Origin of the sequence: Acinetobacter sp. YH12129 (assembly GCF_013418685.1) — a bacterium.
Taxonomy (GTDB): Bacteria; Pseudomonadota; Gammaproteobacteria; order Pseudomonadales; family Moraxellaceae; genus Acinetobacter; species Acinetobacter amyesii.
The window spans coordinates 1-26,108 of the sequence record NZ_VPBP01000039.1 but is presented as its reverse complement, the minus strand read 5'-3'; the positions used below and the strand labels follow the sequence as shown (position 1 = coordinate 26,108).

Sequence of the window (26,108 nt, the reverse complement as noted above, 5' to 3'; positions counted from 1 at the left end):
CACGATTAATAAGTGCGCGGTTGTATGTAGACCAATTGAGAGTACGGTAAATTTTAGGTGTGGGCTTATTCATTTGAAAATTATATTGTGGAATAAGCCCTTAACGATAGGTTTGTGCAACAAAGCCGATCAATATTGGTATTAAAATTAAGGCGATTATGAAAAATATAACTATTTTAATGATGGCTTTATTTTTTATCTTAATTTCAGCTTGTGTAAGTACCACGAATTTAGGGACAGCTGGTGCAGAACGTAAACAGTTTTTTATCGTTCCTCAAAAATTATTAACTAAACAGGCGGACAGATCTTATCAACAATTTATTCATCAGTCTAAAGACAAACAACTTTTGATCATTTATCCGAAATTGGATCAGGTTTTAAATAAACTCAAAAAAAATGCGGAGTTTTACCGTCAAGGTTCGAGCCAATGGGATTGGCAAGTCAGTGGGAATCTCAATAAAGATTTAAATGCACATGGTTTTCCAAGTGGGAAAATTGTCATTAACACGGGTTTGTATTGGAGTTTAAAGCTGACTGAAGATGAATTGGCATTTGTGATGGCGCATGAAATGGCACATGCATTGCGTGATCATCATCGTGAAAAGATTTCTTTGCTGTTTGCTAGTCAGGTGGCGATGATTTCTTCGACTGCGGGTATCGGCGCGCTTGCAACGGCTGCCAGTAGTGTGACTGGGCAAGCGGTTTTTCTGCCTAAAGTTTCAAAATTTGAACTAGAAGCTGATGTTCTCGCACTTGATCTTATGTCGAAAGCGGGCTTTGACCCAAATGCAGCATTGAGTTTTTGTCAAAAATATCAGCAGGAAACGACACGCCGTCAAATGCTTGATGTAAAACCATTGATGACTCAAGACAGTATAGATAAGCGTAAGATTTATATTGAAAAATATTTACCTGAAATGCACATCAAATTTCAACAGGCGCAGGCTTTAATGTTGAATAAAATGCGATAACTCATGGCACATTCTAGGTTGATTTAAACTAAAGCAAAGTTACAAATGATTTATTTAAATCTTGTTTTATAGTCGTGCTACAGCACTATTACATCTGATGTCTATATAAAACAATTCAATGATTCTGTAGCTATTGTATAAATTATAATCAAGCATGATGAATGGAATTCATGGTAAAATGATCGGCTTTCATCTTCTTTGATCTTTTTTTAGATCATTCCATCTGCCAGCCGAGAATTGCTAGCCATGTCTACTGCTTATACTATGCAGACTGCGCCAAAAGCGTTGTTTGATTACGACAAATATTGGGCGTCTTGTTTTGACCCTGCGCCATTTTTGCCGATGTCACGCGAAGAAATGGATCAACTCGGTTGGGATAGCTGCGACTTTATTTTGGTTTGCGGTGATGCGTATATCGATCATCCATCATTCTGTTCAGGCATTATCGGCCGTACCCTTGAAGCACAAGGTTTCCGTGTCGGGATTATTGCTCAGCCAGACTGGACCAATGTAGAAGCCTTCCGTGTATTGGGTAAACCAAATATTGCTTGGGGCGTGACAGCCGGCAACATGGATTCGATGATCAACCGTTATACAGCTGACCGTAAAATCCGTTCAGATGATGCGTATTCTCCGGATAATCAGCCGAATAAACGTCCAGACCGCGCAGCAACAGTCTATTGCCAGCGTGTGCGTGAAGCTTATCCAGATGTGCCTGTATTATTGGGCGGTATTGAAGCCTCGCTGCGCCGTATTGCACATTATGATTATTGGTCAGACAAAGTCCGCCGTTCAGTATTGATGGACTCGAAAGCCGATCTATTGATGTATGGTAATGGTGAACGTTCAATCACGGAAATCATGCATCGTTTGGCTCGCGGTGAAAAAATCCAAGAGATTACGGATGTCCGCGGTACTGCATTTATTGTGAATAAAAATAACCGGGCTTCAAAAGCGAAGTTTATTGAAATCGCATCAAATGATGTCGATGCGATTGGCCGTGTCGATCCGATCATTAACCCGTACGTGATGACTGAAGACCTTGAAGGCTGTGAAATCGAGAAAGGCAAAGACAGCGTTACGCAATATCAAGGCTTCCAAAAAGAAGCGGTAGCAAATCCGATTGTTCGTGAAGGTGATAACTTAGACGCCGATACGCAAATCGTGCAGCTGCAGCCTGCATCAAAAGCCATTAAGCATAAATTGCCGCCGCGTGAATTGGCGGTGATTCGTTTACCTGCCTATGAAGATGTGGCGAATGATCCTGTGCTGTATGCACATGCCAACCGTATTTTGCATTTGGAAACTAATCCGGGCAATGCGCGCGCGATGGTGCAAAAGCATGGTGAACGTGATGTTTGGCTGAATGCACCGCCGATTCCATTGACTACAGAAGAAATGGATTATGTGTTTGACTTGCCGTATGCACGTCTGCCACATCCTGCGTATGGTGAAGCGCGTTTTCCTGCTTTTGACATGATTAAGTTCTCTGTAAACATTATGCGTGGCTGTTTTGGCGGCTGTACCTTCTGCTCAATTACAGAGCATGAAGGGCGTATCATTCAAAACCGTTCTGAAGAATCGATTTTGCGTGAAGTTGAAAAAATTCGTGATACCGCACCGGGTTTTACCGGGATCATTTCTGACTTAGGCGGTCCAACGGCCAATATGTACCGTTTGGCATGTAAAGATCCTGAGATTGAAAAGAACTGCCGTAAGCCGTCGTGTGTATTCCCGGGTGTGTGTCAAAACTTGCACACAGATCATGCGCCTTTAACCCAGTTATACCGTAAAGCGCGTTCATTGCCGGGGATTAAAAAGATTCTGATCGGTTCTGGTTTACGTTATGACCTTGCAGTGTTAAACCCAGAATATGTCAAAGAATTGGTGACACACCATGTGGGCGGTTACCTGAAAATTGCACCTGAACATACCGAAAAAGGCCCATTATCGAAGATGATGAAGCCGGGGATCGGGACCTATGACCGTTTCAAACAAATGTTTGATCGTTTCAGTAAGGAAGCAGGGAAGGAGCAGTATCTCATTCCTTACTTTATCGCAGCGCATCCGGGTACGACTGACTATGACATGATGAACTTGGCGATTTGGCTGAAGAAGAATGGTTTCCGTGCCGATCAGGTGCAAACCTTTTATCCATCACCAATGGCGACCGCAACAACCATGTACTACACCGGTAAAAACCCGCTGGCTAAAGTGGCGCGTTATACCGAAAATGTCGATATCGTGAAAGGTGAAAAACGCCGCCGTTTACATAAAGCCTTCTTGCGTTACCATGATCCAAATAACTGGCCATTGCTGCGTGAAGCGCTCAAAGAAATGGGCCGTCAGGATCTGATTGGCAACTCAAAACAGCATTTGATTCCGACGTATCAACCGGCGGGCAGTGCTGAGGGCCAATACCAATCTGCACGTAAAAAGAACTCAAGCATTGCGGGTGATTCACAAAAACGTACAGGTGAACAAGGTAATCGGACGAAGGCTGCTCAATCGCGTCCTTCAAATACCAAGAAGCGTCCTGAGCGCGGTCAAATCTTGACGCAGCATACTGGTCTGCCGCCGCGTGAAACGGGTGATGCGAAAAAACCTTTTGGCGGTCCGAAACCCAAAGGAAAATCGAAGTCTAAATCACGCGCTTAAAATGGATAGATAAAAAAAGACACTTCGGTGTCTTTTTTTATGGGTGTTATGCTCGGCAGCATAAGAAAGTTTGCATTTTTATATGCTGTTACAAGCTCAATGCCATATGTGTGTCGGTTATCTCAATGAAATACGAGCAAAATTTGACAGCTTATCGGAATAGTCTGACAGTGAGAGGAAATGCACTTGCTGTCGTTTTAGCGAATGATCTAAAGTATCTGTATATAGCAATGGATGCTATTACTCTGAACGAAGTGGCATGTGATGTTTGACGCTTTAAGTTTGCAACTTTTTGTCAGTTTAAATACGTATTGTGTGAAAGTTAGAGTTATTTTTTTTAATAGGAAATTAAAAAAATAATACTGGTTGTATACTTCGTCTTCAAAAGAAGTATGTCAAAAACCAAAAATATAAGAAATATAAAGGATTATGAGATGACTATATACATAGTAATAGGGAGTATTTTACTCTTCTGTGTGCTCATAATGGCTTGGAAAAGTTTAGAAAGTGATTCTAAGCAACAAGATAGCGCATTGAAACAACGTGCTATTTTCAACATTAATGAGCAATTAACTTACACGCGTTTAAAAGAAATTTTGCCTAAGCATACGATCCTTGCGCATGTATCTTTTGATGCACTGTTGACCACGAAATATTATCGTACGCGGAACAAGTATCGAAATATGGTGGCGGACTTTGTCGTCCTCGATGAACAGCATCAGATCTTGGCAATCGTCGCTTTAGATGATCCAATGGTGCTGAAACGGATGCAGCAGTCGCAATATCAAGATGCTTTGCTCGCTTTGGCAGGCTATCGGGTCATTCGTTATGATGATGTGCCTGAGTACGTTCAATTACGCGAAGATTTCTTAAATGAGCAGCGTGTACAAGCGCCATTTGTACCGGTTAATGATTTGAAAAAATATCATTTATATTCAGATTTGGAACGTAAAAAGATCAAAATTATTGGATCTTAAGGATTCAAAGAGCCAAGTCTTTTGCAAAAAAAAGCATGTCTTTAGACATGCTTTTTTTATTGTTATTCAGGCTTAATGGTTATTCAGGCTTAACGGCTACGACAGTTAATTCTACCCGTACACGCGGGTCGTATAATTTGGCTTCGACACAAGTTCTGGGTAATGCTTCAATGTCTGACACCCACGCATCCCATACTTCATTAAATGCGGCATAATCCTGTTCAATATCTTTAAGATAAATGGTCACTGACATAATCTGGCTTTTATCTGTGCCGGCATCTGCAAGGAATTGATCAATGATCTCAAATGTTTGCTGTGTTTGTCCTTTGATGTCTAAATCAAGGTCTGTTGCCAATTGACCTGCCAAATGGACCAATTGACCTGAAATAGCGATTTCGGAAAAGCGTTTTGAAACATGCAGGCGTTGGATGGTCATGCGGAATATCCTGAAAGCAAAAAGGTCACTTAATCTTGAGTTTTAGGCATTGTAGCTGCAACCAAGGCCGTCAATAAACAGCCAACAGCAAGGTAGATTGCTACATAATGCCATGAACCATCACCCCAAATCACCAAAGCTGCTGCAATCATTGGGGTAAAGCCACCACCGATAATACTGGCTACTTGATAGCCGACACCTGCGCCACTGTAGCGATAGGCGGTACCAAACAAGGAGGTAAAAATCGGCTGGTGTACACTCACCACCATATCATGGGCAATATTGGCAAGGAAAATTGCACCGACAATAATTAGCCAAGTATTTTGTGCATCAAGGGCCATGAAGAAGGGAAAAGCTGAAAGCGCACCAATCAATCCACCCAGCACGCACATTTTACGATGATCAAATCGATCTGCTAGCCACGCAAAGAGGGGAATGCTGAAGCAGCTAATGGCACCAACCATTAAGGTGATATTGAGGAAGAACTGTTTGTCCATGCCCAATTGAGCGGTGGAATAATTCAGTGCAAAGTTCGTCACCAAATACATGGTGAGTAACTCAGTCAGGCGCAGCGCAATAATGTAGAAAAAGGCTTTTGGGTGTTGGCTAATCGCTTGCAGAATCGGTAATTTTTGCGGCGTTTGTCGAGCTTTGACCACATTGTCGATGAATTCTTGTGATTCGTCTTGATCACGTCGAATCCACATCGCGATAGCCAGCAAGACAATACTGGCAATAAAGGGAATTCGCCATGCCCAATCAGCAAAAGCATCTTCACCCAAAGTGGCAATAATCAACGACACAGCGCCTGTTGCCAGAACGAGTCCGACGCCATAGCCAATTTGTACACCACTGCTGTAAAAGGCTTTTTTGCCTTTCGGGGCATTTTCCACGGCCATCAGGGCAGCGCCGCCCCATTCACCACCGACGGCAAAACCTTGTATTGCCCGAAGTGTTACGAGCAGGATCGGGGCCAACCAACCGATGGCCGCAAAATTGGGCAGTAAACCAATGCCGACCGTCGAAATGCCCATCAGGATGACGGTGAGCACCAACATTTTTTTCCGACCCAGCTTGTCACCAAAATGTCCAAACACAATGCCGCCTAAGGGGCGGAACAGGAAGCCGACGCCAAAGGTCGCCAAGGCTGCCAAGGTTCCCATATTGTTGCCAATACTGGGGAAAAACTGATCTTTGAAAATGAGTGCGGCAACAATGCCATAAAGTAAAAAATCGTACCAATCGACTACGGCACCAATGAAGCTACTTAATGCGGCTTTACGCGCACGTTGTTCTTGATTTTGTGAAATATTTTGAGGATTTGGAGCAGATTTTGCAGAAGGCATACAGCGGGGTATTCCATGATTGACAACAGAGTTGCCCTGTAATATTCGGATTTGATCGTCACGCCAATCACAGGACAGCATGCTGAAAGTAAAGGTGATTTTCAGCATCTCAGCGCATACACGGATAATGTAGTGCGCTGATAGAGTACTCTAATTTTAGGCTTTGTGAATAGCAAATTGCTTTAAATTTGTTCTTCTGCCTAAATCTTAAGCAAATACGATCTTCTTGAAGTTTTTAGAGCAGCGAAAGTTGTGTTTCTTGGTTTTGCGCACTTAATTGATAGACCCCTACGCCAATCAGGCGAAATTGATCTTCCTCAGAAATATGCATTTCATGCAGTAATTGCTGTAATACCTGCGCAAGGTCTTCACGATGATTCAGTGACGTTTTAAAACTTTTACTGTGCTGTAGCACTTGGAAATTCTTCAGTTTTAATTTGGCCGATACACCACGTGCGCTTAACTGCTTTTTTTCTAAACTAGACCAAACTTGGTCAATCAGTTTGGGCCAATAGGGCTGACATTGGCTCAGGGTGAGATCATCATCAAAAGTGGTTTCTTTGGAAATATGCTGACGCTCGCGGCTAGATTGGACCGGTCGTTCATCAATCCCTTGTGCATACAGATAGAGTTGTCGGCCATATTTACCGAAATGATGAATCAGAACGGCTTCTTCAATTTGTTGTAAATCACCCAATGTATTGAGTTGCATGGCTTTTAATTTTTCTTGAGTCACTTTTCCCACACCGGGAATTTTTTTCAGTGCCAAGTCATGGATGAAATGCAAAACTTGAGACGGTTTGATAATACAAATGCCATTGGGTTTGTTCCAATCAGAAGCAACTTTAGCCAAAAATTTATTGGGCGCGACACCTGCGGAGGCAGTTAAACCAGTGCTTTGTAAAATCTCTGCCTGAATTCGCATAGCGACTTCAGTGGCACTCGGAATATGTTGTAAATTTTCTGTGACGTCCAAATAAGCTTCGTCTAAAGATAGCGGCTCAATCAGAGACGTATAGCGTTGAAAAATGGCATGAATTTGCGCCGAAACGGCACGATATTTTTCAAAATTAGGTTCGATCACCACGACTTGTGGGCAGAGTTTACGGGCCTGTGCCATCGACATCGCAGAACGTAAACCAAATTCACGTGCAGGATAGGACGCGGCACAGATGACCGCACGAAGGTGATGTGAAGACACAACAACAGGAAGCTGTTTGAGTTCTGGGCGTTCCCGCAGCTCTACTGATGCAAAGAATGCATCCATGTCGATATGTATGATTTTCCTCATGCCTAGATAAATCAGTGCCTAAAAATTGAATTTCAGTATCGCACAGTCAATCCAGCGCTTTCCTCAATTTTTTAACTCGAACGACACAGGTTGACTGAGTAAAACCACCTTGGTGTTTTGAGCTGCTGCCGACTGTATCAATAGATTTAGGCTTTGAGGAGTGTCATCGGCAAAGCGAGGTAAAAATTCGAGCTCTGGATTCAGTGGTTTGAAAAAATTATCCCAATGAATTGGAATCACGGTGCTGGGTTGAAGGGTCGCTAAGGTTTCTTTGAAATATTGCTGTTGAAACGCTGGCGTTTGCTTGGAAAGCTGGGCGATGCCTAAAAATAAGGTATCGACTTTTAGTTCTTGCAACTGTTTGGGCACAGCACCCGTACTGGCTTTGACTAAACTGTAATGCGGCCCATGTTGGATGAGATAGTCATATGATCCACCTTCTTTAAACTGACTAAAATGTGCAGGGAGTTGTAGTGGCTGCGAAATTTGTTCCCCCAAATCATCATTAACGGCTGTTGGCGGAGTATGTTGCGAGGGGATCGCAGTAATGGTGAATTTACCGATTTGCATCGGCTGCCAAGCTTGAACTTCGTGCAATTGTGATTCAGCGATTGGCATTGCCCGTGCGATATTTAAGGTGCTTTTAGAGCCGACAATCATGGCCTTGGGGAGCTGGTGGGCCAACATTGGAATATCGAGCGCATGATCATAATGTGAATGAGTCACGAAAATAGCACGAGTGCGTTTTAAGTCGTATTGGTCGATATAGTTGTGTAATAAAGGCTGATCACTTTGAATCTGAGTGAATATGGTCTGACTGAGCGATGGCCGACTAAAAAAGCCATCGATGAGGACTTGCTCTTGGCCATCGTCAAACAGTAAGGTCGAAACGCCAAAGAACTTTACGTGATAGGGCGCCGCTGAGTGAGTATCTGTAGTGCTTTGTGCGGGATGTTGATAATGCCACGTTTTAAACGCTGCCAAGGTCCCTGAAGGTTGGATCAAATAAGCCAATATCCCGATGGCGAGGATCATAAAGACTGAAAATATAATAAGAAAAGTTTTTAAAATACGCATCCTGCGACTCAGTTTTCATGGATTATTTGCTTCGATGTTGTCCTGAGTCGGTGAATAAATCAACGGGGTTTGATCGGGGAAACGCCATTTTTGTCTAAAAAATCAGTCCATGCCTTGGCATCACCTGAAAATACATTTAAATCGACAGTGGTCGAGATACCTTGAATTTGTCCTTGATTGGTATGTTGCCAAATCAGCCATTTCGGATTGTTTTTTAGATCGGGTGGGCCTTTATATTCACGGACCCACAGCGGCGTCTGTTTAAACTCGCCAGCTAAGACAATATTATAAAAAGACTTCGAGGTATAAAAAATCGGTTGTTTGCCATAATGGTGGTGCAAGCGATCATGCATATAAGTGATTTCTTTGAGTAACTGCTCTTTGCTGTAGGTGTTAATGCAGTTGGTGTCATATTCCAAATCAATCACTGGGGGAAGGGCATCGGCTTTTTTCGGCACGGAAGCAATAAAATTTTCTGCCTGAATCCTGCCATCACGGCACAGACGGTAAAAATGATAGGCCCCAACTAAAAAGCCGTTTTCCCGCGCTTGCAGCCAGTTATCTTGAAATTTCCGATCTTTAAAATCACCACCTTCTGTGGCTTTGAGATAAACGAATTGGTATTTTTTAGGTGAAATTTTTGACCATTGAATATCTTTTTGATGATGGGAAACATCAAAACCTTTGACTGGATATTCTTCTGCAGATGCAGGGCGATGCGGCATAACGGCTAAATAACCCAGTCCTGCCACCACCAAGACGCCGCTGATAGCGCTGAGTGCAATAATCGGGCTGTATTTTTTGAGTGAACTTTTTGTGGTACGTGATTTGGCTTTTTTAGGCATGAAAATGTATCCAAGTATCTCTTTTATCATAACCCTTTAATGGCTGATCTGTCATAGATTTGCCCGATGACACGGATTTAGACATCCACATGTTTAGGAATCTGCCAAAAAATCGCTGCGGTAATCAGGTTAATGCAGCCGAGTAAAATCAAGGTGCTATGGAATGCCGTTTCGATTTGTGCAGGACCATAATAGGCCGTAAACACGTTGACTAAAGTCCCTGCCAAAGCCACACCGATACTCATCGACACCATCATAATCATCGACAAGAAACTGTTGCCACTGCTGGCATCTTGTTGGGGTAAATCTTTGAGGGTTAAGGTATTCATCGAAACGAATTGCAGCGAGTTTAAAATACCAAAAATAAAAAAGTGTAAGGCACGTAACCAAGTGGGGGTTTCAGCCGTAGAGAGTGCAAAACTGCAAATACAGGCGCCGACCAAGAAGGTATTTACCAATAACACTTTACGATAGCCAAAGCGTTGAATAATTTGACGAATAATCGGTTTAGATGCCAATGAGCCGAGTACCGTCGGTATCATCAATAAGCCTGTGATAAATGGCTCAAAGCCAAAAGCCACTTGTAGCATTAAGGGAATCAAAAATGGCATGGCATTGCCGCCAAGGCGGGCAAAGAAGTTGCCGATAATGCCGATGGCATAGATCCGATTTTGAAATAATTTACTGCGAAACAGCGCATTGGCGTGGGTATGTGCATGAAAGGCATAGATCAAACTGGCGATGATCCCCGCAGCGACCAAAAGCAGGCTCCACCATAGCGGAAGATGCGGGCTAGCAAAGTTTTCAATGCCTAACGATAAACCCACCATGGCGACGACCAATAAGAAAAAACCCATAAAGTCGAATCGTTTTACGCTCGGTTCGGCCACATTGGGCATGGCTTTAAAGGTAATAAGTACCCCTAGCAGTCCCATTGGAATGTTTATTAAAAAGATCCAATGCCATGTTGCGACTTCCACCATCCAACCGCCAAGGGTAGGGCCTATTAAGGGGCCCATCAAACCGGCAAGGCTCATCAGACTCATGGCCGATAAAAACTGTGTCCGAGGAATCACTTTGAGCATCGCTAAACGCCCAACAGGTAGTAGCAACGCGCCACCTATGCCTTGAATTACCCGATAAACCAATAGCTCATTCAGGCTATTGGCCATACCGCACCCTAGTGATGCTAATGTAAAAATAATAATGGCTGTGAAATAAGTATTTCGTACACCAAAACGATCGGCCAACCAACCACTTAAGGGAATACACGCTGCGACAGACAAGACATAGGCCACGACCACACTATGCATTTGAAGTGGGTCTTCACCTAGACTTCTCGCCATCGCTGGGATTGAGGTATTGACGATGGTCGTATCTAGCCCTTGCATAAAAAAGCCAATAGAGACCAATAGCACTAGAAGTCTAAATTCGGGTTGTAAAGCCTGATGCGTTGGCGTGCTATTCATAAGTCAATAAAGCTGAGATTTTTAAACAGTTTAAATGAATATTGCCATTCAGATGTAGTAAAAGCTTTGCATAATTGAGCCAAAAAATTGCAAGAAAAATGCAATGAAAGTTTAATCTCTATGCAAACTAATGTTTATAACTTGGTGATATTTAAATAAAAGACGAATGAAAACATGAAACTACAAGTTTCGGCACTGATGTGATTAAACAAGGCGATTTAGGGCCCGAAGGTCTGATTTTTATTGCGGCCAAAGATTCGCCCAATGCTCAACCTTTATTGGTGGTTGGAAATGAAGTGAGCGGTAGCACTGCGGTTTATCAGATTAAATTGAAATAATTAAACTTTAAAGCATTTGTTTTATTTGAGGTTTTTATTTTAGTGTCGAGAAAAGCACAGCACGAAATTGTATGAACGCCAGATAAACTGTCATAATGCGCTCAAGTCCTTCATTTATTGGAGGGCTTTTTCTTTATGGCAAAGGTGTTTTGTTTTCATGACAATCGAAATTCTGATGGTCATAGGCTTCTGTCTCGCGGCCTATTCTATTGTCGGTAATGATGTGCCACAGACATTGGGAACCTTTATTTCATCCAATGCGCATCGCCCTTGGTGGCTGTTGTGGATCTATGTCAGCAGTATTCTAGCCATTGTATTGGTTTATGGTTGGTACAGTTCTGGCGTGGGGGATGCATCTTATGGTCGTTTAGAAACGATTCCATTTCCCGCAGAAGGGGTCACGTGGCTCTATATTGTGCCACCGATCTTACTGATCATTTTGACTCGCTATGGAATCCCGGTCAGCACCACATTCTTAGTGTTAACGATTTTCTCTCCGAGTAGTCTTGGCTCGATGTTAACCAAGTCCATGATGGGTTATGCGGTAGCTTTTGTTGTCGCAATTATTGTTTATCGTTTTGTAATTAAAGGCATCTCGGTTTATTTCAGTAAAACACGTGATGAAACCCCCTCGAATATTTGGGTGGGACTACAGTGGGTTTCGACGGCATTTTTATGGAGTCAGTGGCTGATTCAGGATTTGGCCAATATTTTTGTCTACGTCCCTCGTCAGGTGCCGCTGGAGTTCCTGATTTTTGCAATTGTGGTGTTTATCGTACTGCTTGGGATCATTTTGTACCAACGTGGTGGGGCGATTCAGGGCATTATCGACACCAAAACAGGTGTGGCTGATATCCGCTCGGCAACCATTATCGACTTTATGTATGCCTTGATTTTATTGGTGTTCAAAGAGTGGAGTAATATTCCAATGAGTACCACTTGGGTGTTCTTGGGCTTACTCGCAGGACGTGAATTTGCCATGTCCATGCATTTACATGAAGTGAATAAATATCGAACTTCACGAAATGTCAGCAAAGATGCGATGAAATTGATGCTTGGTTTGTTGATGAGTATTTTCTTAGCGACAACCTTGCCATGGTTCTATCGTGTGGTGTCAGGTTAAGTCGACACGATCTTGATTTGAAGTAACATCGAGCAATAAAAAAAGGGGAATACTTTATTCCCCTTTTTGACATCTAAAATACAGTTAGACCACGAAATTTTTCGGGCAATCTAAATTTTTCAGTGCGCTAAAGATCTGCTTCGAAGAATTACATACGATCAGTTTGGCACGATGCTGCGGCGGCAAGAAACCTTCAGCGACCGCATGGTCTAATTGTGCAATTAGTGCATCATAGAAGCCATTGACGTTATAAAGCATCATCGGTTTTTGGTGTTGATTCAACTGTCCCCAAGTGGCGATTTCTAGAATTTCTTCGAATGTACCGAGACCACCGGGCAGGGCAACAAAGGCACTTGCACGTTCTGCCATCATGGCTTTACGCTCATGCATACTGCGCACGACGTGTAGTTCAGTCAAATGATTATGTGCAATTTCATAATCCAACATAAACTCAGGAATCACGCCAACGGCTTCGCCGCCATGTTCGACCACAGCGTCAGCGACTTGACCCATCAGGCCAATACTGGCTCCACCATAGACCAGACCAAAACCATGTTCAGCCAAGCCTTGCGCTAATGCGATGGCTTTTTCTTGATAAATTGGATTGTTACCAGAGCGGGAGCCGCAATACAGTGCGATTAAAGGTTGTGTTGTAGCAGGAGAAGGATTACCACGTTTTTCTGTCATTTTTAATCCGCTATTCATTACGTTTTAATTTTACCTTAGCATGTTATTTTTTATGACACTACATTGGCAGCTAAATATGACAATTTAATGTCATCACTGGGTTTAAATTCTTCCATACTGAGATTGTACTTTGGTAAAAAAGGGTGAATTTTTACCTTAACTTGCTATACTTAAAACTTCATTTCAAGCTAAAGAACCGTCATGGGTAGTGGTTGTTGTCACTCAGCACACATCAAAATATTAGAAAGAACGCCATTAAAAGCGTTTGCGCATGTCCAATGCATATCATCTTCAAATCAGCATGATCCACGTGTGAATAACATTCAGGAGATACAACCATGATCTTTGAATGGATGTCCGATCCTTCTGCATGGGTGGGTTTATTGACACTGGTGGTGCTTGAGATTGTTTTAGGTATCGATAACCTGGTTTTTATTGCGATTCTTGCGGAAAAATTACCGCCAGAACAGCGTAATACCGCACGGATTGTCGGCTTATTGCTTGCACTGTGTATGCGATTGGTCTTACTGGCTTCGATTGCATGGGTGGTGACTCTAACCAATCCACTGTTCCATATTTTCGACCATCCATTCTCCGGTCGAGACCTAATCTTACTGTTTGGTGGGGTGTTCTTGCTATTTAAAGGCACCATGGAACTGCGTGAACGTCTTGAAAACAAGCCTATGCTAAAGGAAGAAAATCCTGTGCATGCGACGTTTTGGATGGTGATTGTGCAGATTGTGGTGCTCGATGCTGTGTTCTCGCTCGACAGCGTGATTACCGCTGTCGGGATGGTGAAACACCTGTCAGTCATGATGATTGCGGTCATTATTGCTGTCGGCATCATGCTGTGGGCATCTAAGCCTCTGATGAACTTCGTGAACCGTCATCCAACGGTAGTGATTCTGTGCCTGTGTTTCTTGATGATGATCGGTTTCTCGCTCTTAGTCGAAGGCTTTGGTTTCCATATTCCAAAAGGCTACTTATATGCAGCCATTGGTTTCTCCGTACTGATTGAGTTTTTGAACCAAACCATGCGTCATAATCAGGAAAAAATGGTGACAACCACAGACTTACGTTATCGCACAGCCTCAGCGGTGATGCGTATGCTCGGTGGGAGAAATGTTGCAGACAATCAAAATGAAAATGAAGATGTGCTTGCAACACGTGCCTTTGCCGATGAAGTCTTTGATGAAGACAACGGGGTTTACCACAGTGTCATGGTACAAGGGGTACTGGGTTTATCTGAACGTCCAGTGAAGTCAGTGATGACACCTCGTCCTGAACTAGAATGGATTGACTTGGATGAAGCGCCTGAGGCGATTCGTGCTCAATTACTCAGTACCACGCATTCACGTTTGATTGTGGCACACGGCGAGTTAGACAATATCGCGGGTGCGGTACTGACTCATAAAGTCATGAATGACTATATTGAAACAGGCGTACTTGATTTTGAAAAGCATCTCCGTGAGCCTGTAGTGGTGCATGAAAATGCACAAGTCTTGATGGTGATGGAACAACTGCGTCAAGCGCCGTTGCAAATGGCCTTGGTGTTGAACGAATACGGTTCAATTGAAGGGATTGCAACACCAATTGATGTCTTAGAAGCGATTGCTGGTGAGTTTCCCGATGAAGATGAACCGGAGACAGCAGCAGAAAGTCTCGATGATGGTTCATTGTTACTCGATGGCTCAACTGACATTCGTCATGTGTCTTTATTGTTGGGTCGTGACTTGGTGGATGATGCTGAACAGTATTCGACATTGTCCGGATATATCTTATTTCATTTGGGCCGTTTACCAGCCAATGGTGAAAAATTCAAAGCGGATGAACACATCTTTGAAGTGGTCACAATGGATGGTCATAAGATCGAAAAAGTGCATGTCATTCCCATGCCAACTGAAGATTAAGTTGCGTATCGGGGGGTAATCTATATAGATCACTGATGTTACGCACGTAAAAGTAATTACGCATTTTTAAAATGATTTTTAAGTCTATTCGACGGAGTCTTACATCTAGGGTTTAAATAAAGGGATTAGCCTTCGGCTGGAGGTACTTTTGTTTCGGCAAAAGTACCCAAAACCATTGTCATCCGCAAAACTCGTTCACTACCGTCAAATTATTCAAAGCATTGCAAAAACATTTTTGATTAGAAGTAGTCCTGTCTCAAACACTTGCGGATGACCTTACCGTGTATCATTCTTTTATTTGAATCGATACGGATCTACTGATGAAAATTGTGTGGAAAGATCCGTTAAAATAGCCTGCATTGTCAGGCTATTTTTTTATGGAAACAAACATGTCACAAGTCCAGTGTCCGTGTGGCAAAGGTGAATATGGTAGCTGTTGTCAGCCCTTACATACGGGGCGTGAAAATGCACAGACTGCAGAGCAGTTGATGCGTTCACGTTATAGTGCTTTTGCACTGCATAAGATTGATTATATTGTACAAACAACTGCGTTTGGACAGCAGCAAGCCTTGGATGTCAGTGCCATTGCAGCGTGGAGTCAGGCCAATCAGTGGTTAAAACTTGAGGTGGTACAGGCTCAAGAAAAACTCGATAAAAACCATGCTCAAGTTGAATTTAAAGCCCATTATCACGATGGGCAGCAAGCGCAGGTACATCATGAAATTTCACACTTTGTGAAGTTCGAGCAGCGCTGGTATTTCCTTGATCCGACCACAGAGATGCAAATCACCATGAAGCAGCCCTGTATTTGTGGTTCTGGACGAAAATTTAAACAATGTTGTGCGCAATTTTTATAACATTTGAGCAGATTTAGCTTAGAATAGCGCGCATCTCAACCCTCAGTGGAAGAAGGGCGATGTTACTTACCGTTATTTATATTATCGCAATCACGGCAGAAGCAATGACAGGTGCATTGTCTGCGGGTCGGCGGAGTATGGACTGGTTTGGGGTAACATTGATTGCCTGTGTCACGGCACTGGGGGGCGGTTCGGTTCGTGATGTGCTACTTGGGCACTATCCACTGACATGGGTTAAGCATCCTGAATATCTCATGCTGACTTGCTTTGCTGCATTTGTCACCATCCTGATTGCAAAGTGGATGCGTCATCTTCGTAATATCTTCTTGGTTCTCGATGCCCTTGGTCTCATTGGTTTTACCATTATTGGCTGTCAAATCGCTTTAGAAATGGGACATGGTTTTGTCGTTTCTGCGGTAGCAGGGGTGTTAACTGGGGTCTCTGGCGGTATTTTACGAGACATTCTATGTAACGATGTCCCGCTGGTGTTCCGTCGTGAACTTTATGCCAGTATTTCTTTTGTGTCCGTGATTTGTTATTGGCTCTGTATTGAGATTGGCTTATCGCTAGAATTAACCGTCATTGCGACTCTCATTTTCGGTTTCACCTTACGTCTGATCGCCATTTACTTTGGCTTAGAAATGCCTAAATTCATTTATAAAGATGATGATGATCAGTCGGTATCTTCAAAAGATTTGTCGTAACCGCGTTGCTATAACATCACATTAAAATGCTAAAAAGACGGATCAATGGTCGGTCTTTTGCATGGATCTATACTAAAAAACGCAAAATCATACATCCTGTTGGGAAAGCAGTGTTTATCCTTCCACCAGTTCAGAGATCTTGTTATGGACTTAGTCTCACGTATACAACGCTTACCCATCGGTAAGTTTCACTACACTTTACTTTGGGTTATTGGCCTTGGCTGGATGTTTGATGCCATGGATACGGGACTCATTTCCTTCATCTTAGCGAAAATGGCTGAAGATTGGGCCATGACGCCAAATGATAAAAGTTGGGTGGTCTCGATTGGTTTTGTTGGAATGGCGATTGGCGCAGTGTTTTCTGGTGGATTGGCAGATCGCTTCGGCCGAAAAACAGTGTTTGCATGGACATTGGTGATTTATAGCTTAGCCACCGCTGCATGTGCGTTTGCACCTAATCTAACTTGGTTGTTGGTATTTCGTTTTATTGTCGGCTTAGGTTTAGGGGGGCAACTCCCAGTCGCGGTGACTTTGGTCAGTGAATATATTCCAGCGCATGTACGAGGACGTTTTATTGTCTTACTGGAAAGTTTTTGGGGACTGGGTTGGTTGGTTGCGGCGTTAGTATCACGCTTTATTATTCCTGATTTTGGTTGGCATGCGGCTTTCCTGATTGGCGGAATCCCTGCGTTATATGCGATCGTGATTTGGAAAATGGTGCCTGAATCGGTGCCTTATTTGATTAACCGTGGACGTTTTGATGAAGCACATGCATTGGTGAAAAAGATTGAAGCCAAATGTGGTGTGGAAGTTGTTGAAATCTTTGAGGTCAAACCGGTTGCAGAAAAGCACAACATCAGTTTTTCACAGTTGTGGTCAGGCATTTTTGCACGTCGTACTTTAATGCTGTGGCTCATTTGGTTCGGTATCGTCTTTTCTTATTACGGTATTTTTACGTGGTTGCCAAGTTTATTGGTTAAAGAAGGCTACACCATTGTTCAATCCTTTGAATATGTTTTGGTCATGATTTTGGCACAATTACCGGGTTATATTGCAGCTGCATGGTTGGTCGAAAAATTAGGTCGTAAAGCTACGTTGGCGGGCTTCATTGGGATGTGTGCCATTTCGGCATATTTCTTCGGTCAGTCTGGCAGTGTGACAGAGATTGTGATTTGGGGCTGTTTAATGTCCTTCTTTAATCTCGGTGCTTGGGGCGTACTTTACACCTATACACCAGAACAATACCCGGCCAATATTCGTGCCTTTGGTTCGGGCTGGGCGGGTGCCATTGGTCGGATCGGGGGCATTGCCGCGCCTTTTGCTGTGACACATATGATGGATATGGATCATGGTTTTAGCTATGTCTTTATGATGTTTACTGCAGTCTTAATTGCAGTTGCTGTGGTGATTTTGGTTTTAGGTGAAGAAACCAAGGGCAAAACTTTAGAATCCATCGGTCTATAAAGACTGTTGAATTTTTAGTTGATCATGGTGAATAAAATGGATATTTTTACGCCATAAGACACAATTTGTCGCAGAGTGTTAGATCATCCCCTTGTATAGGGGACACCTGCGACATAGCATAAGAACCCAATAAAGAACGAACAATTTAGGATTACAGGTTGTTATGACAAGCCTTGCGCATCATGCGACAGAAAACCGTTCCGTAGCAGAATTTACCGAACAAGCATATCTCAACTACGCCATGTACGTGATTATGGATCGTGCATTGCCACATATCAGTGATGGTCTAAAACCCGTTCAGCGTCGTATCGTCTATGCGATGAGTGAACTCGGGTTAAAGCCAACGGGTAAGCCAAAAAAATCTGCACGTACGGTTGGTGATGTACTGGGTAAATACCATCCTCACGGTGACTTAGCTTGTTATGAAGCCATGGTCCTCATGGCGCAGCCGTTTAGTTATCGCTATCCATTTATTGAAGGTCAGGGAAACTGGGGCTCACCAGATGATCCGAAATCCTTCGCAGCAATGCGATATACCGAAGCAAAACTGTCTGCTTATAGTGATTTATTATTGTCTGAGTTAGGACAAGGGACTTGTGATTGGCAGGATAACTTTGATGGTTCGATGAAAGAGCCAGTGAATTTACCGGCACGTGTTCCAAATATTTTACTCAACGGCACAACGGGCATTGCTGTGGGTATGGCAACCGATATTCCACCGCACAACTTACGTGAAGTGGTGAAGGGCACCATCGCCTTAATTCGCAATCCAAACTTAACCGATGAGAAAGTCGCAGAATATATTCCTGCACCTGATTTGCCTACACGTGCGGAAATTATTAGTTCTCCAGAAGAATTACTTAAAATTCAAACCACGGGTCGCGGTAGTTATCGAACTCGTGCTGTGTACAGTATTGAGAAAAATGAAATCGTGATTACGGAGCTGCCGTATCAGGTTTCAGGTTCGAAAGTGATCACGCAGATTGCAGATCAAATGCAGGCGAAGAAGTTGCCATTGGTCACGGACTTACGTGATGAGTCAGATCATAAAAACCCAACACGTTTAGTGATCGTCCTGCGCTCGAATCGTATTGATGCTGAATCGGTGATGAGTCACCTATTTGCAACCACCGACTTAGAGTCGAGCTATCGTGTCAATATGAACATGATTGGCGCTGACGGTCGTCCGCAAGTGAAATCGATCCGCCGTATTTTGTTGGAATGGATCGAAATCCGTAAAAATACCGTAACACGTCGTTTGACTTATCATCTGAATAAAATTGAAAAACGATTACATATACTTGCAGGCTTGATCATTGCCTATCTGAATATTGATGAAGTGATTCGAATTATTCGTGAAGAAGATCAGCCTAAACCGGTGTTGATGACGCATTTTAATATCGATGAAATTCAAGCCGAAGCGATTTTAGAACTTAAGTTACGTCATTTGGCAAAACTTGAAGAAATGGAAATGCGCCGTGAACAAGAAGAATTGGAAGCCAAAGCAGCCATTATTCGTGAACAATTGGCGAACCCTGAATCATTAAAAGCATTGATCATTAATGAACTTAAAGAAGATGCGAAGAAATTTGGTGATGACCGCCGTTCTCCAATTGTGAAACGTGCAGAAGCCCATGCGATTAATGAACAGGATATGCTTCCTGCAGATCCTGTAACTGTCGTTTTGTCTGAAGCGGGTTGGATTCGCTCGGCGAAAGGTCATGAAGTCGATGCTGAGAACTTAAATTTCCGTGCAGGTGACCAATATCTCAGCCATGCGCAAGGTAAATCGAATCAACGTGTGTATGTATTAGATGATGCCGGTCGAAGCTATGCTTTGGGCATCAATACCTTGCCATCCGCGCGTGGTTTAGGTGAGCCTCTGAGTTCTAAACTTGCACCTGCAAGTGGTGTCGGCTTTAAACAAGTGTTTATTGCCGAAGATGAAACAGAAGTCTTGGCGATGAGTAGTAAAGGCTATGGCTTTAAAACCCAAGCCAAAAACCTCGATACCAATGCAAAAGCAGGTAAAGCCTTCCTTACCTTATCTGAAGGCGCGGCGGTCATGAATTTAACGGCGATTGAGAATGCAACACATCTTGCACTCCTCAGTTCTGCAGGGCGTTTGCTGTTGGTTGAACTTGATGAATTACCAGTATTGAATAAGGGTAAAGGTAATAAATTGATACAACTTGAAGCAAAAGATCAAATAGTATCCATGACAACTTTGAATTTAGATGAAATAATTCAAGTGCTTGCAGGAAATCAACAATTAAAGCTTAAAGGCGACGATCTGCAAAAATATGTGGGTAAACGTGCATCGAAAGGCGTGTTGTTACCACGTGGATATCAAAAAGCAAATAAACTGTTCATTCAAAGATAATACTAGCATCCATGGAACGAAATACGTTATATATGCTGTTATTCGTGAAATGGATGCAATATTAAGCACAAACAAGTTAAATAATGACCGCTTAATATTGAAAAAAAACAGTTGGATTATTAAGGATTACGACAGGAGAATTGGGCGTTATGGAAAAGATTTGGTTCGCTGAATACCAAAAGACAGGGATTCCAGAAACTGTAGAATTACCCGCAGAAAATACCTCATTGGTCGATATTTTTGAGCGTAATTTTCAGAAGTTTGGCTCAAGAGATGCCTTTATCTTCATGGATAAAGTCTTAACTTTTAAAGAACTTGATGAAGCTAGCCGTAAATTTGCAACTTATTTGCAAAGCTTAGGTTTGGCCAAAGGTTCACGCGTTGCAGTCATGATGCCGAACGTTCTTCAATATCCTGTTGTCGCATTGGGTGTATTCCGCGCTGGCCTGGTATTGGTCAACGTGAATCCACTGTATACCTCTCGTGAACTTGAGCATCAATTGAATGACTCTGGAACAGAAGCTCTAGTTATTATTGAAAACTTTGCATCTGTTTACCAAGCGATTATTGGTAAAACCCCAGTAAAACATGTGATCGTGGCATCTGTGGGTGACATGCTTGGTACGCTGAAAGGTACATTGGTTAACTTTGTATTACGTTCAGTACGTAAACAAATTCCAGCTTGGAACATTCCAGGTCATATTCGCTTTAATGCAGCAATGTCTAAAGTGAGTGCAAACAATTACAAACGTCCAAACTTAACTCTAAGTGATACTGCAGTACTTCAATATACTGGTGGTACAACTGGCGTATCTAAAGGCGCAGAATTGACACATCGTAACCTTGTGTCAAACATGTTGCAGTGTGATGGTATTTTCCAAAGTAAATTTGGTCAGCAAGATGGTCAGCCAGATGATCGTATCTTCTGTGCATTACCGCTGTATCACATCTTTGCATTTATGGTGTGTGCACTTTACGGCATGTACAAAGGTCAGGCGAACGTATTGATTCCTAACCCGCGTGACCTACCTGCGGTAATGAAAGAATTACGTAAATACCAACCTTCATTCTTTCCAGCAGTGAACACTTTGTTTAATGCTTTGGTGAACAATGAAGAGTTTAAGCAACTTGACCACAGCAAGCTAAAAATGGCGATGGGTGGTGGTATGGCAGTGCTTCCTTCGACTGCAGAAGCATGGAAGAAAGTTACCGGTACCAATATCATCGAAGGTTATGGTTTATCAGAAACTTCACCTGTTGCAACTGCAAACCCTCCAGCATCAATGGAATTCAGCGGTACGATTGGTATTCCATTGCCACTGACTGAAGTTGCTATTTTAGATGATGATGGCAATGAAGTTGCTCAAGGTGAGCAAGGTGAAATTTCGATTCGTGGTCCTCAAGTCATGAAAGGCTATTGGAACCGTCCAGATGAAACTGCCAAAGTAATGACGGCGGACGGTTTCTTCCGTACAGGTGACATTGGTGTCATGGATCCACGCGGTTATGTGAAGATTGTAGACCGTAAAAAAGACATGATTTTGGTGTCTGGCTTCAACGTTTATCCTTCTGAAATTGAAGAAGTTGTTGCAAAACATCCAAAAGTACTAGAAGTTGCTGCGATTGGTGTTCCTGATGAAAAATCAGGTGAAGTACCTAAATTATTCGTTGTGAAAAAAGATCCATCTTTAACAACTGAAGAAGTTTTGGCATTCGCAAAAGAAAACTTAACTGGCTATAAACGCCCACGTTATGTTGAATTTATGGATGAATTACCAAAATCGAACGTCGGTAAGATTCTACGTAAAGATTTGCGTAAAACAGCATAATACGATGCATAAAAAAGCGCCTTCGGGCGCTTTTTTTATCGCTTTAAATTTAGTTCATTAAAGCTTGCCTTTATTCATCGACCAGCGATCAAAGTAGCGACGTCCTACACCAAAAACACCTAAGAAAATAAACATCGCGCCGAACTGACGACTAAAGCCAGATTGGTTATAGCTGCCATAGGTTAAAATATTGTCGACTAAACAATATAGTGCAATGACAATGACCCAATGCCAAAGGGGAAGTTGCTTGATGGAAACTGCATAGAATGCAATCCACATGATGACAAAGCTGAAAACAGTCGACCAGACATTTAAGTTGGCGCAGATCACAGCTAGTAAAAATGCAGTCACAGGAATGACGATTTTTAAGACACGATCGACGCGAAGCTGATGGCGTTTTTGCTCTTCAAGAACTTCAAATAATTGATCTTGATCAGAAGTGCTCATAGAGGATCCTTTCATCTGCCGATTATAAAAACACTATATTTAACAAAAATTATTCACGAAATGCCATGGTATTATAGCAGCCATAAAATCTTCCTGAGAAAAAACACATGCACAGCATCAGTGGGATCATCTATCTCATTTTGGCCGCTTGTTTACTGCCATATGTATTTACATTTATTGCGAAGCGAGCTGCAGGTTTTAAGTCGAGTGATAATCAAAATCCACGTGAAGTTTTAGCGCGCTCTACAGGATTGGCGAGCCGCGCACATGCAGTGCAGCAAAATAGTTTTGAAAGTTTACCTTTATTTATTGCGGCTATTCTAATGGCCGAATACATGGTGATTCATCAACAATACATCATGACGTTTGGGATTGCCTATCTCGTTTTACGCGTTATTTATGGGCTATGTTATTTAGCCAATTGGGCAACTTTACGTTCAATTATTTGGACCTTGTCGATGTTATGCCCAATTTGTCTGATGTTATTGGTCATTAAATTAAGCTAAATGTTCTGCTTGATGATTAAATTATCAGCATGATCGCTAAAATCACAAAAAAAGCGATAAAACCGTTATAATTGTGCCGGATTAAAAGATTTAACTTTGTTTAAAGAGTGATGCTATGAGCTACAGCAATATCCCAGCGGGTAAAGATGCACCAAACGACATCTATGTCATTATTGAAATTCCTGCAAATGCAGCACCAATCAAATACGAAATCGATAAAGATTCTGATGCGTTATTTGTAGACCGTTTCATGGGTACTGCAATGTTCTACCCAGCAAACTATGGTTATGTTCCAAATACATTATCTTTGGATGGTGACCCACTAGACGTACTTGTGGTAACTCCACATCCAGTAGAGCCAGGTTCTGTAATTCGTTGCCGTCCTGTTGGTAAATTGAACATGGAAGATGATGGTGGTGTTGACGCAAAACTCGTTGCTGTTCCACACGACAAATTGACTCCGCTTTATAAAGATGTTCAAGAATATACCGATCTTCCTGCATTATTGATCAATCAAATTGAACATTTCTTCCAACACTACAAAGACTTAGAGCCTGGTAAATGGGTTAAGTTAAGTGGTTGGGAAGGTGCTGATGTTGCGAAACAAGAAGTACTTAGCTCAATTGAAGCTTACAAAACTGCGAACAAATAATATTGTTTTAAGCTGAGCATCGTTTTTAGATGAAATCGATGCTCATAAAAAAAACCTGCACAGTGTGCAGGTTTTTTTTCTATCTTAGAGTAGCTGCGAAATTAAAATAATTTCACAGGGATGTCTAAGAATAAACGCCATTCGTTTGTATCACCGATATAGTTACCAGCTTGGTAGTTATCACTTGCGCGGTAGTAAGAATGACGTACACGTAAGCTTGCGTCCTTAGCAAAACCAGATTGAACAGTATATTTCACTTGGTTAAAGAATTCGCGCTCTTGACCTTCTTTTGCTGAATTGTTGACTTTAATATCCCAGCCATAAACGAATGCAGAAGTCCAGTTCAAGCCTGGCACACCATAATCAGTAAAGTTTAAGTTATATTGAACTTGTGCCGATTTTTCATGATTACCGATAAAGTCAGATAGATAAGAGTTCGCGACATAAATAGATTGAGCACCGTCAGCATTTTCACCATAGTCATAGCCAGTGTTGCCCGTATTTTGTTGGTAAGCCAACATTACAGAATGAGCACCTTGGTTCAATGTACCAGCAAGCGACCAAATGTTATTGCTTCGGTCAGCAGGGTCTACATTTGGAGATGTTGAATAAGTACCTGCTTCTTTATCCCATTCAGTGTGATAACCATTAAAATCTAAAGTTAAAGAACGCTTTTCAGCCAATGGTAATGTGTAATTTGCATTGATGTAGTGACGTTCGAGAGCATCTTCACTGTCTAAGCCATAATAAGATGCATTGAGTTGGTCATTAAATTTGTATTTTGCGCCCCAAACGATCGCATTATCTAAATGACGACCATCAGAGTTAATTTGGTCTGAATATTGGTTTTTAGTGAATTTACCAGCAATCACTTCTAAGTTTTCAATTTCATGGCTAGTTGCTAAAACACCTGTGAAATATTCAGGCACCATACGTGCAGTATTCGATGCAAGCACTGGAATATCAAGAACTTGGGTGCCGTATTCAACAGTTGTATTTGATATACGTGCTTTTACACTGGCACCACCACGTGCCCAATGATCATAGGTATCACCGATGCCTTTTTGTAATTCACCTTTATCATTGATTCCAGTTTCACGAGGAATCATGCCATTGCCAGCATTATTATTACTGCCTAATTTGAATGAAGCATCACCAGTAATGTTTACACCAAAACCAACCACACCTTGAGTAAAACCAGATTCAAGTTTTACGATCGCAGACTGAGCAGTTGAGCTTGTGTCAGTTACACGTTTTTCTGCACCGGTACCATTTTCGATATAATTTGTTTTGTCACGATGTAAATAACCTGTACGGAACAATACAGAGCCTTCGGCATCTTCCACAAAGCCTTTAGATTCGCTTTGTTCGCTAGCAAAAGCAGTAGAAATAAGAGCAGCGTTTACTAATACTGCAAGTGTTAGTTGTTGAGCTTTAAGCATTGGGAGAGAGCCTCATGCAAATTTGGTTAATATGTAGTGCGATTGTATATTTTTTCTTAAAAAAATCACTATTTTTAATGCGCTTATTACACTAAAGTTAGAAAACATTCAGATCATCGGTCAATCTGTAATAAGCAAATGTTTCGTATGTTATTGTTGTTTAACAAATAGTTTATTTAAATTGAATATATATTAAGCTAAAGAGAAGTTTATTCATTGCTTATCATAAAAAAATATAAAAAATTTCATTTAACTTGCTGATTTTTCATTACTCTTCGCGACAATTTGTGCTGAATTTAAATTGGTATTTTGATCAAAAAGTATAACAATGATTGAGGTGCATGGCATCACTGTTCAGGCACAGTAAGCACCGTTGGGGTGTATTTTGTAAATAGAGAATGACTTTTAGCGAAGTCGTCAGAAATGTTTTCCTTAAAAATACATTTCAATAAAAAGATGATATTAATCGTGATAAATATATATAAATGAATGCATTAAATTGTTGTTAAAGACTTGAACACGATAAAAGATATTTTATGAATCAAAAGCTTATTTTTTACTATTTTATATAATAGATTTCTTTCATAAGTCATTTTTCACTCAGCTCTAAGTTATAAATTCCAGCAATTAGATTGAATCTCAATGCTAGTCTTTTGCCTCGATTGCGATATCGCTCAGCAAGAATTTTGAAGGTTT

At 41.9% G+C, this 26,108-nt stretch carries 22 protein-coding genes and 1 pseudogene; 13 read left to right on the top strand and 10 right to left on the bottom strand.

The window, feature by feature from the left end:
• The first annotated feature begins 158 nt into the window (after positions 1-158).
• The 3 genes from FTU65_RS14480 to FTU65_RS14470 all read left to right on the top strand — a co-directional run bounded on the left by FTU65_RS14480 (position 159) and on the right by FTU65_RS14470 (position 4,606).
• Positions 159-971, top strand: a complete 813-nt coding sequence (locus FTU65_RS14480) for a M48 family metallopeptidase (RefSeq protein WP_180005215.1) — start codon at positions 159-161, stop codon at positions 969-971.
• A 246-nt stretch (positions 972-1,217) separates the two neighbouring features.
• Positions 1,218-3,629 (top strand): YgiQ family radical SAM protein, encoded by a 2,412-nt coding sequence (locus tag FTU65_RS14475; protein ID WP_180010724.1) that lies wholly within the window; start codon positions 1,218-1,220, stop codon positions 3,627-3,629.
• Positions 3,630-4,063: 434 nt separating this feature from the next.
• Positions 4,064-4,606 (top strand): DUF2726 domain-containing protein, encoded by a 543-nt coding sequence (locus tag FTU65_RS14470; protein ID WP_180010722.1) that lies wholly within the window; start codon positions 4,064-4,066, stop codon positions 4,604-4,606.
• Between the two features lie 79 nt (positions 4,607-4,685).
• Here FTU65_RS14470 and FTU65_RS14465 read toward each other — a convergent pair whose 3' ends face one another.
• The 6 genes from FTU65_RS14465 to mdtD form a co-directional block, all read right to left on the bottom strand.
• Entirely contained in the window at positions 4,686-5,042 is a 357-nt protein-coding gene (locus FTU65_RS14465; RefSeq protein WP_180010720.1) for a RidA family protein, read from the bottom strand.
• Positions 5,043-5,071: 29 nt separating this feature from the next.
• On the bottom strand, positions 5,072-6,388 hold the full coding sequence (gene shiA, locus FTU65_RS14460; RefSeq protein WP_180005217.1) for a shikimate transporter: 1,317 nt from the start codon (positions 6,386-6,388) through the stop codon (positions 5,072-5,074).
• A 235-nt stretch (positions 6,389-6,623) separates the two neighbouring features.
• On the bottom strand, positions 6,624-7,679 hold the full coding sequence (gene dinB, locus FTU65_RS14455) for a DNA polymerase IV (protein WP_180065968.1): 1,056 nt from the start codon (positions 7,677-7,679) through the stop codon (positions 6,624-6,626).
• 63 nt (positions 7,680-7,742) lie between these two features.
• The gene (locus FTU65_RS14450; RefSeq protein ID WP_180022088.1) at positions 7,743-8,756 is read right to left on the bottom strand and encodes an MBL fold metallo-hydrolase; all 1,014 of its coding nucleotides are present in this window, start codon (positions 8,754-8,756) and stop codon (positions 7,743-7,745) included.
• A gap of 59 nt (positions 8,757-8,815) precedes the next feature.
• On the bottom strand, positions 8,816-9,601 hold the full coding sequence (locus FTU65_RS14445; RefSeq protein WP_180005210.1) for a GH25 family lysozyme: 786 nt from the start codon (positions 9,599-9,601) through the stop codon (positions 8,816-8,818).
• 77 nt (positions 9,602-9,678) lie between these two features.
• On the bottom strand, positions 9,679-11,070 hold the full coding sequence (gene mdtD, locus FTU65_RS14440; protein ID WP_180065972.1) for a multidrug transporter subunit MdtD: 1,392 nt from the start codon (positions 11,068-11,070) through the stop codon (positions 9,679-9,681).
• A 200-nt stretch (positions 11,071-11,270) separates the two neighbouring features.
• Here mdtD and FTU65_RS14435 point away from each other — a divergent pair, with 200 nt between their 5' ends.
• Complete coding sequence (locus tag FTU65_RS14435) at positions 11,271-11,408, top strand: hypothetical protein (protein ID WP_180065974.1); 138 nt, start codon at positions 11,271-11,273, stop codon at positions 11,406-11,408.
• A 157-nt stretch (positions 11,409-11,565) separates the two neighbouring features.
• Complete coding sequence (locus tag FTU65_RS14430; RefSeq protein WP_078189479.1) at positions 11,566-12,531, top strand: hypothetical protein; 966 nt, start codon at positions 11,566-11,568, stop codon at positions 12,529-12,531.
• A gap of 84 nt (positions 12,532-12,615) precedes the next feature.
• On the opposite strand, the gene FTU65_RS14425 is transcribed toward FTU65_RS14430, so the two are convergent.
• Positions 12,616-13,236: a TIGR00730 family Rossman fold protein gene (locus tag FTU65_RS14425; protein WP_078189478.1), complete on the bottom strand. Its 621-nt coding sequence runs from the start codon at positions 13,234-13,236 to the stop codon at positions 12,616-12,618.
• A 320-nt stretch (positions 13,237-13,556) separates the two neighbouring features.
• On the opposite strand from FTU65_RS14425, the gene FTU65_RS14420 reads away from it, so the two are divergent.
• The 6 genes from FTU65_RS14420 to FTU65_RS14395 all read left to right on the top strand — a co-directional run bounded on the left by FTU65_RS14420 (position 13,557) and on the right by FTU65_RS14395 (position 22,365).
• Entirely contained in the window at positions 13,557-15,128 is a 1,572-nt protein-coding gene (locus FTU65_RS14420; protein WP_180022085.1) for a TerC family protein, read from the top strand.
• Between the two features lie 389 nt (positions 15,129-15,517).
• Positions 15,518-15,985 (top strand): YchJ family protein, encoded by a 468-nt coding sequence (locus FTU65_RS14415; protein WP_180022084.1) that lies wholly within the window; start codon positions 15,518-15,520, stop codon positions 15,983-15,985.
• Positions 15,986-16,044: 59 nt separating this feature from the next.
• Positions 16,045-16,689 carry a trimeric intracellular cation channel family protein gene (locus FTU65_RS14410; RefSeq protein WP_078189475.1) on the top strand — a complete coding sequence of 215 codons (645 nt, stop codon included), beginning with the start codon at positions 16,045-16,047 and terminating at the stop codon, positions 16,687-16,689.
• A gap of 144 nt (positions 16,690-16,833) precedes the next feature.
• Positions 16,834-18,153, top strand: a complete 1,320-nt coding sequence (locus FTU65_RS14405; protein WP_078189474.1) for an MFS transporter — start codon at positions 16,834-16,836, stop codon at positions 18,151-18,153.
• 163 nt (positions 18,154-18,316) lie between these two features.
• Positions 18,317-20,536, top strand: coding sequence for a DNA topoisomerase IV subunit A (gene parC, locus FTU65_RS14400; RefSeq protein WP_180066973.1), 2,220 nt, complete (start codon positions 18,317-18,319; stop codon positions 20,534-20,536).
• 149 nt (positions 20,537-20,685) lie between these two features.
• Complete coding sequence (locus FTU65_RS14395; protein ID WP_180008091.1) at positions 20,686-22,365, top strand: long-chain-fatty-acid--CoA ligase; 1,680 nt, start codon at positions 20,686-20,688, stop codon at positions 22,363-22,365.
• Positions 22,366-22,422: 57 nt separating this feature from the next.
• Here the strand turns inward: FTU65_RS14395 and FTU65_RS14390 are convergent, their stop codons facing one another.
• Positions 22,423-22,812 carry a hypothetical protein gene (locus FTU65_RS14390; protein WP_078189471.1) on the bottom strand — a complete coding sequence of 130 codons (390 nt, stop codon included), beginning with the start codon at positions 22,810-22,812 and terminating at the stop codon, positions 22,423-22,425.
• Between the two features lie 107 nt (positions 22,813-22,919).
• Between FTU65_RS14390 and FTU65_RS14385 the strand changes: the two genes are divergently transcribed.
• Positions 22,920-23,318: an MAPEG family protein gene (locus FTU65_RS14385; protein WP_078189470.1), complete on the top strand. Its 399-nt coding sequence runs from the start codon at positions 22,920-22,922 to the stop codon at positions 23,316-23,318.
• A 115-nt stretch (positions 23,319-23,433) separates the two neighbouring features.
• Positions 23,434-23,970, top strand: coding sequence for an inorganic diphosphatase (ppa, locus tag FTU65_RS14380; RefSeq protein ID WP_180065981.1), 537 nt, complete (start codon positions 23,434-23,436; stop codon positions 23,968-23,970).
• 101 nt (positions 23,971-24,071) lie between these two features.
• Here ppa and FTU65_RS14375 read toward each other — a convergent pair whose 3' ends face one another.
• Both FTU65_RS14375 and FTU65_RS14370 read right to left on the bottom strand, forming a co-directional pair.
• Positions 24,072-25,412, bottom strand: coding sequence for an OprD family outer membrane porin (locus tag FTU65_RS14375; protein WP_180005203.1), 1,341 nt, complete (start codon positions 25,410-25,412; stop codon positions 24,072-24,074).
• 589 nt (positions 25,413-26,001) lie between these two features.
• Positions 26,002-26,108, bottom strand: a pseudogene (locus tag FTU65_RS14370) (IS5/IS1182 family transposase); the annotation flags it as partial.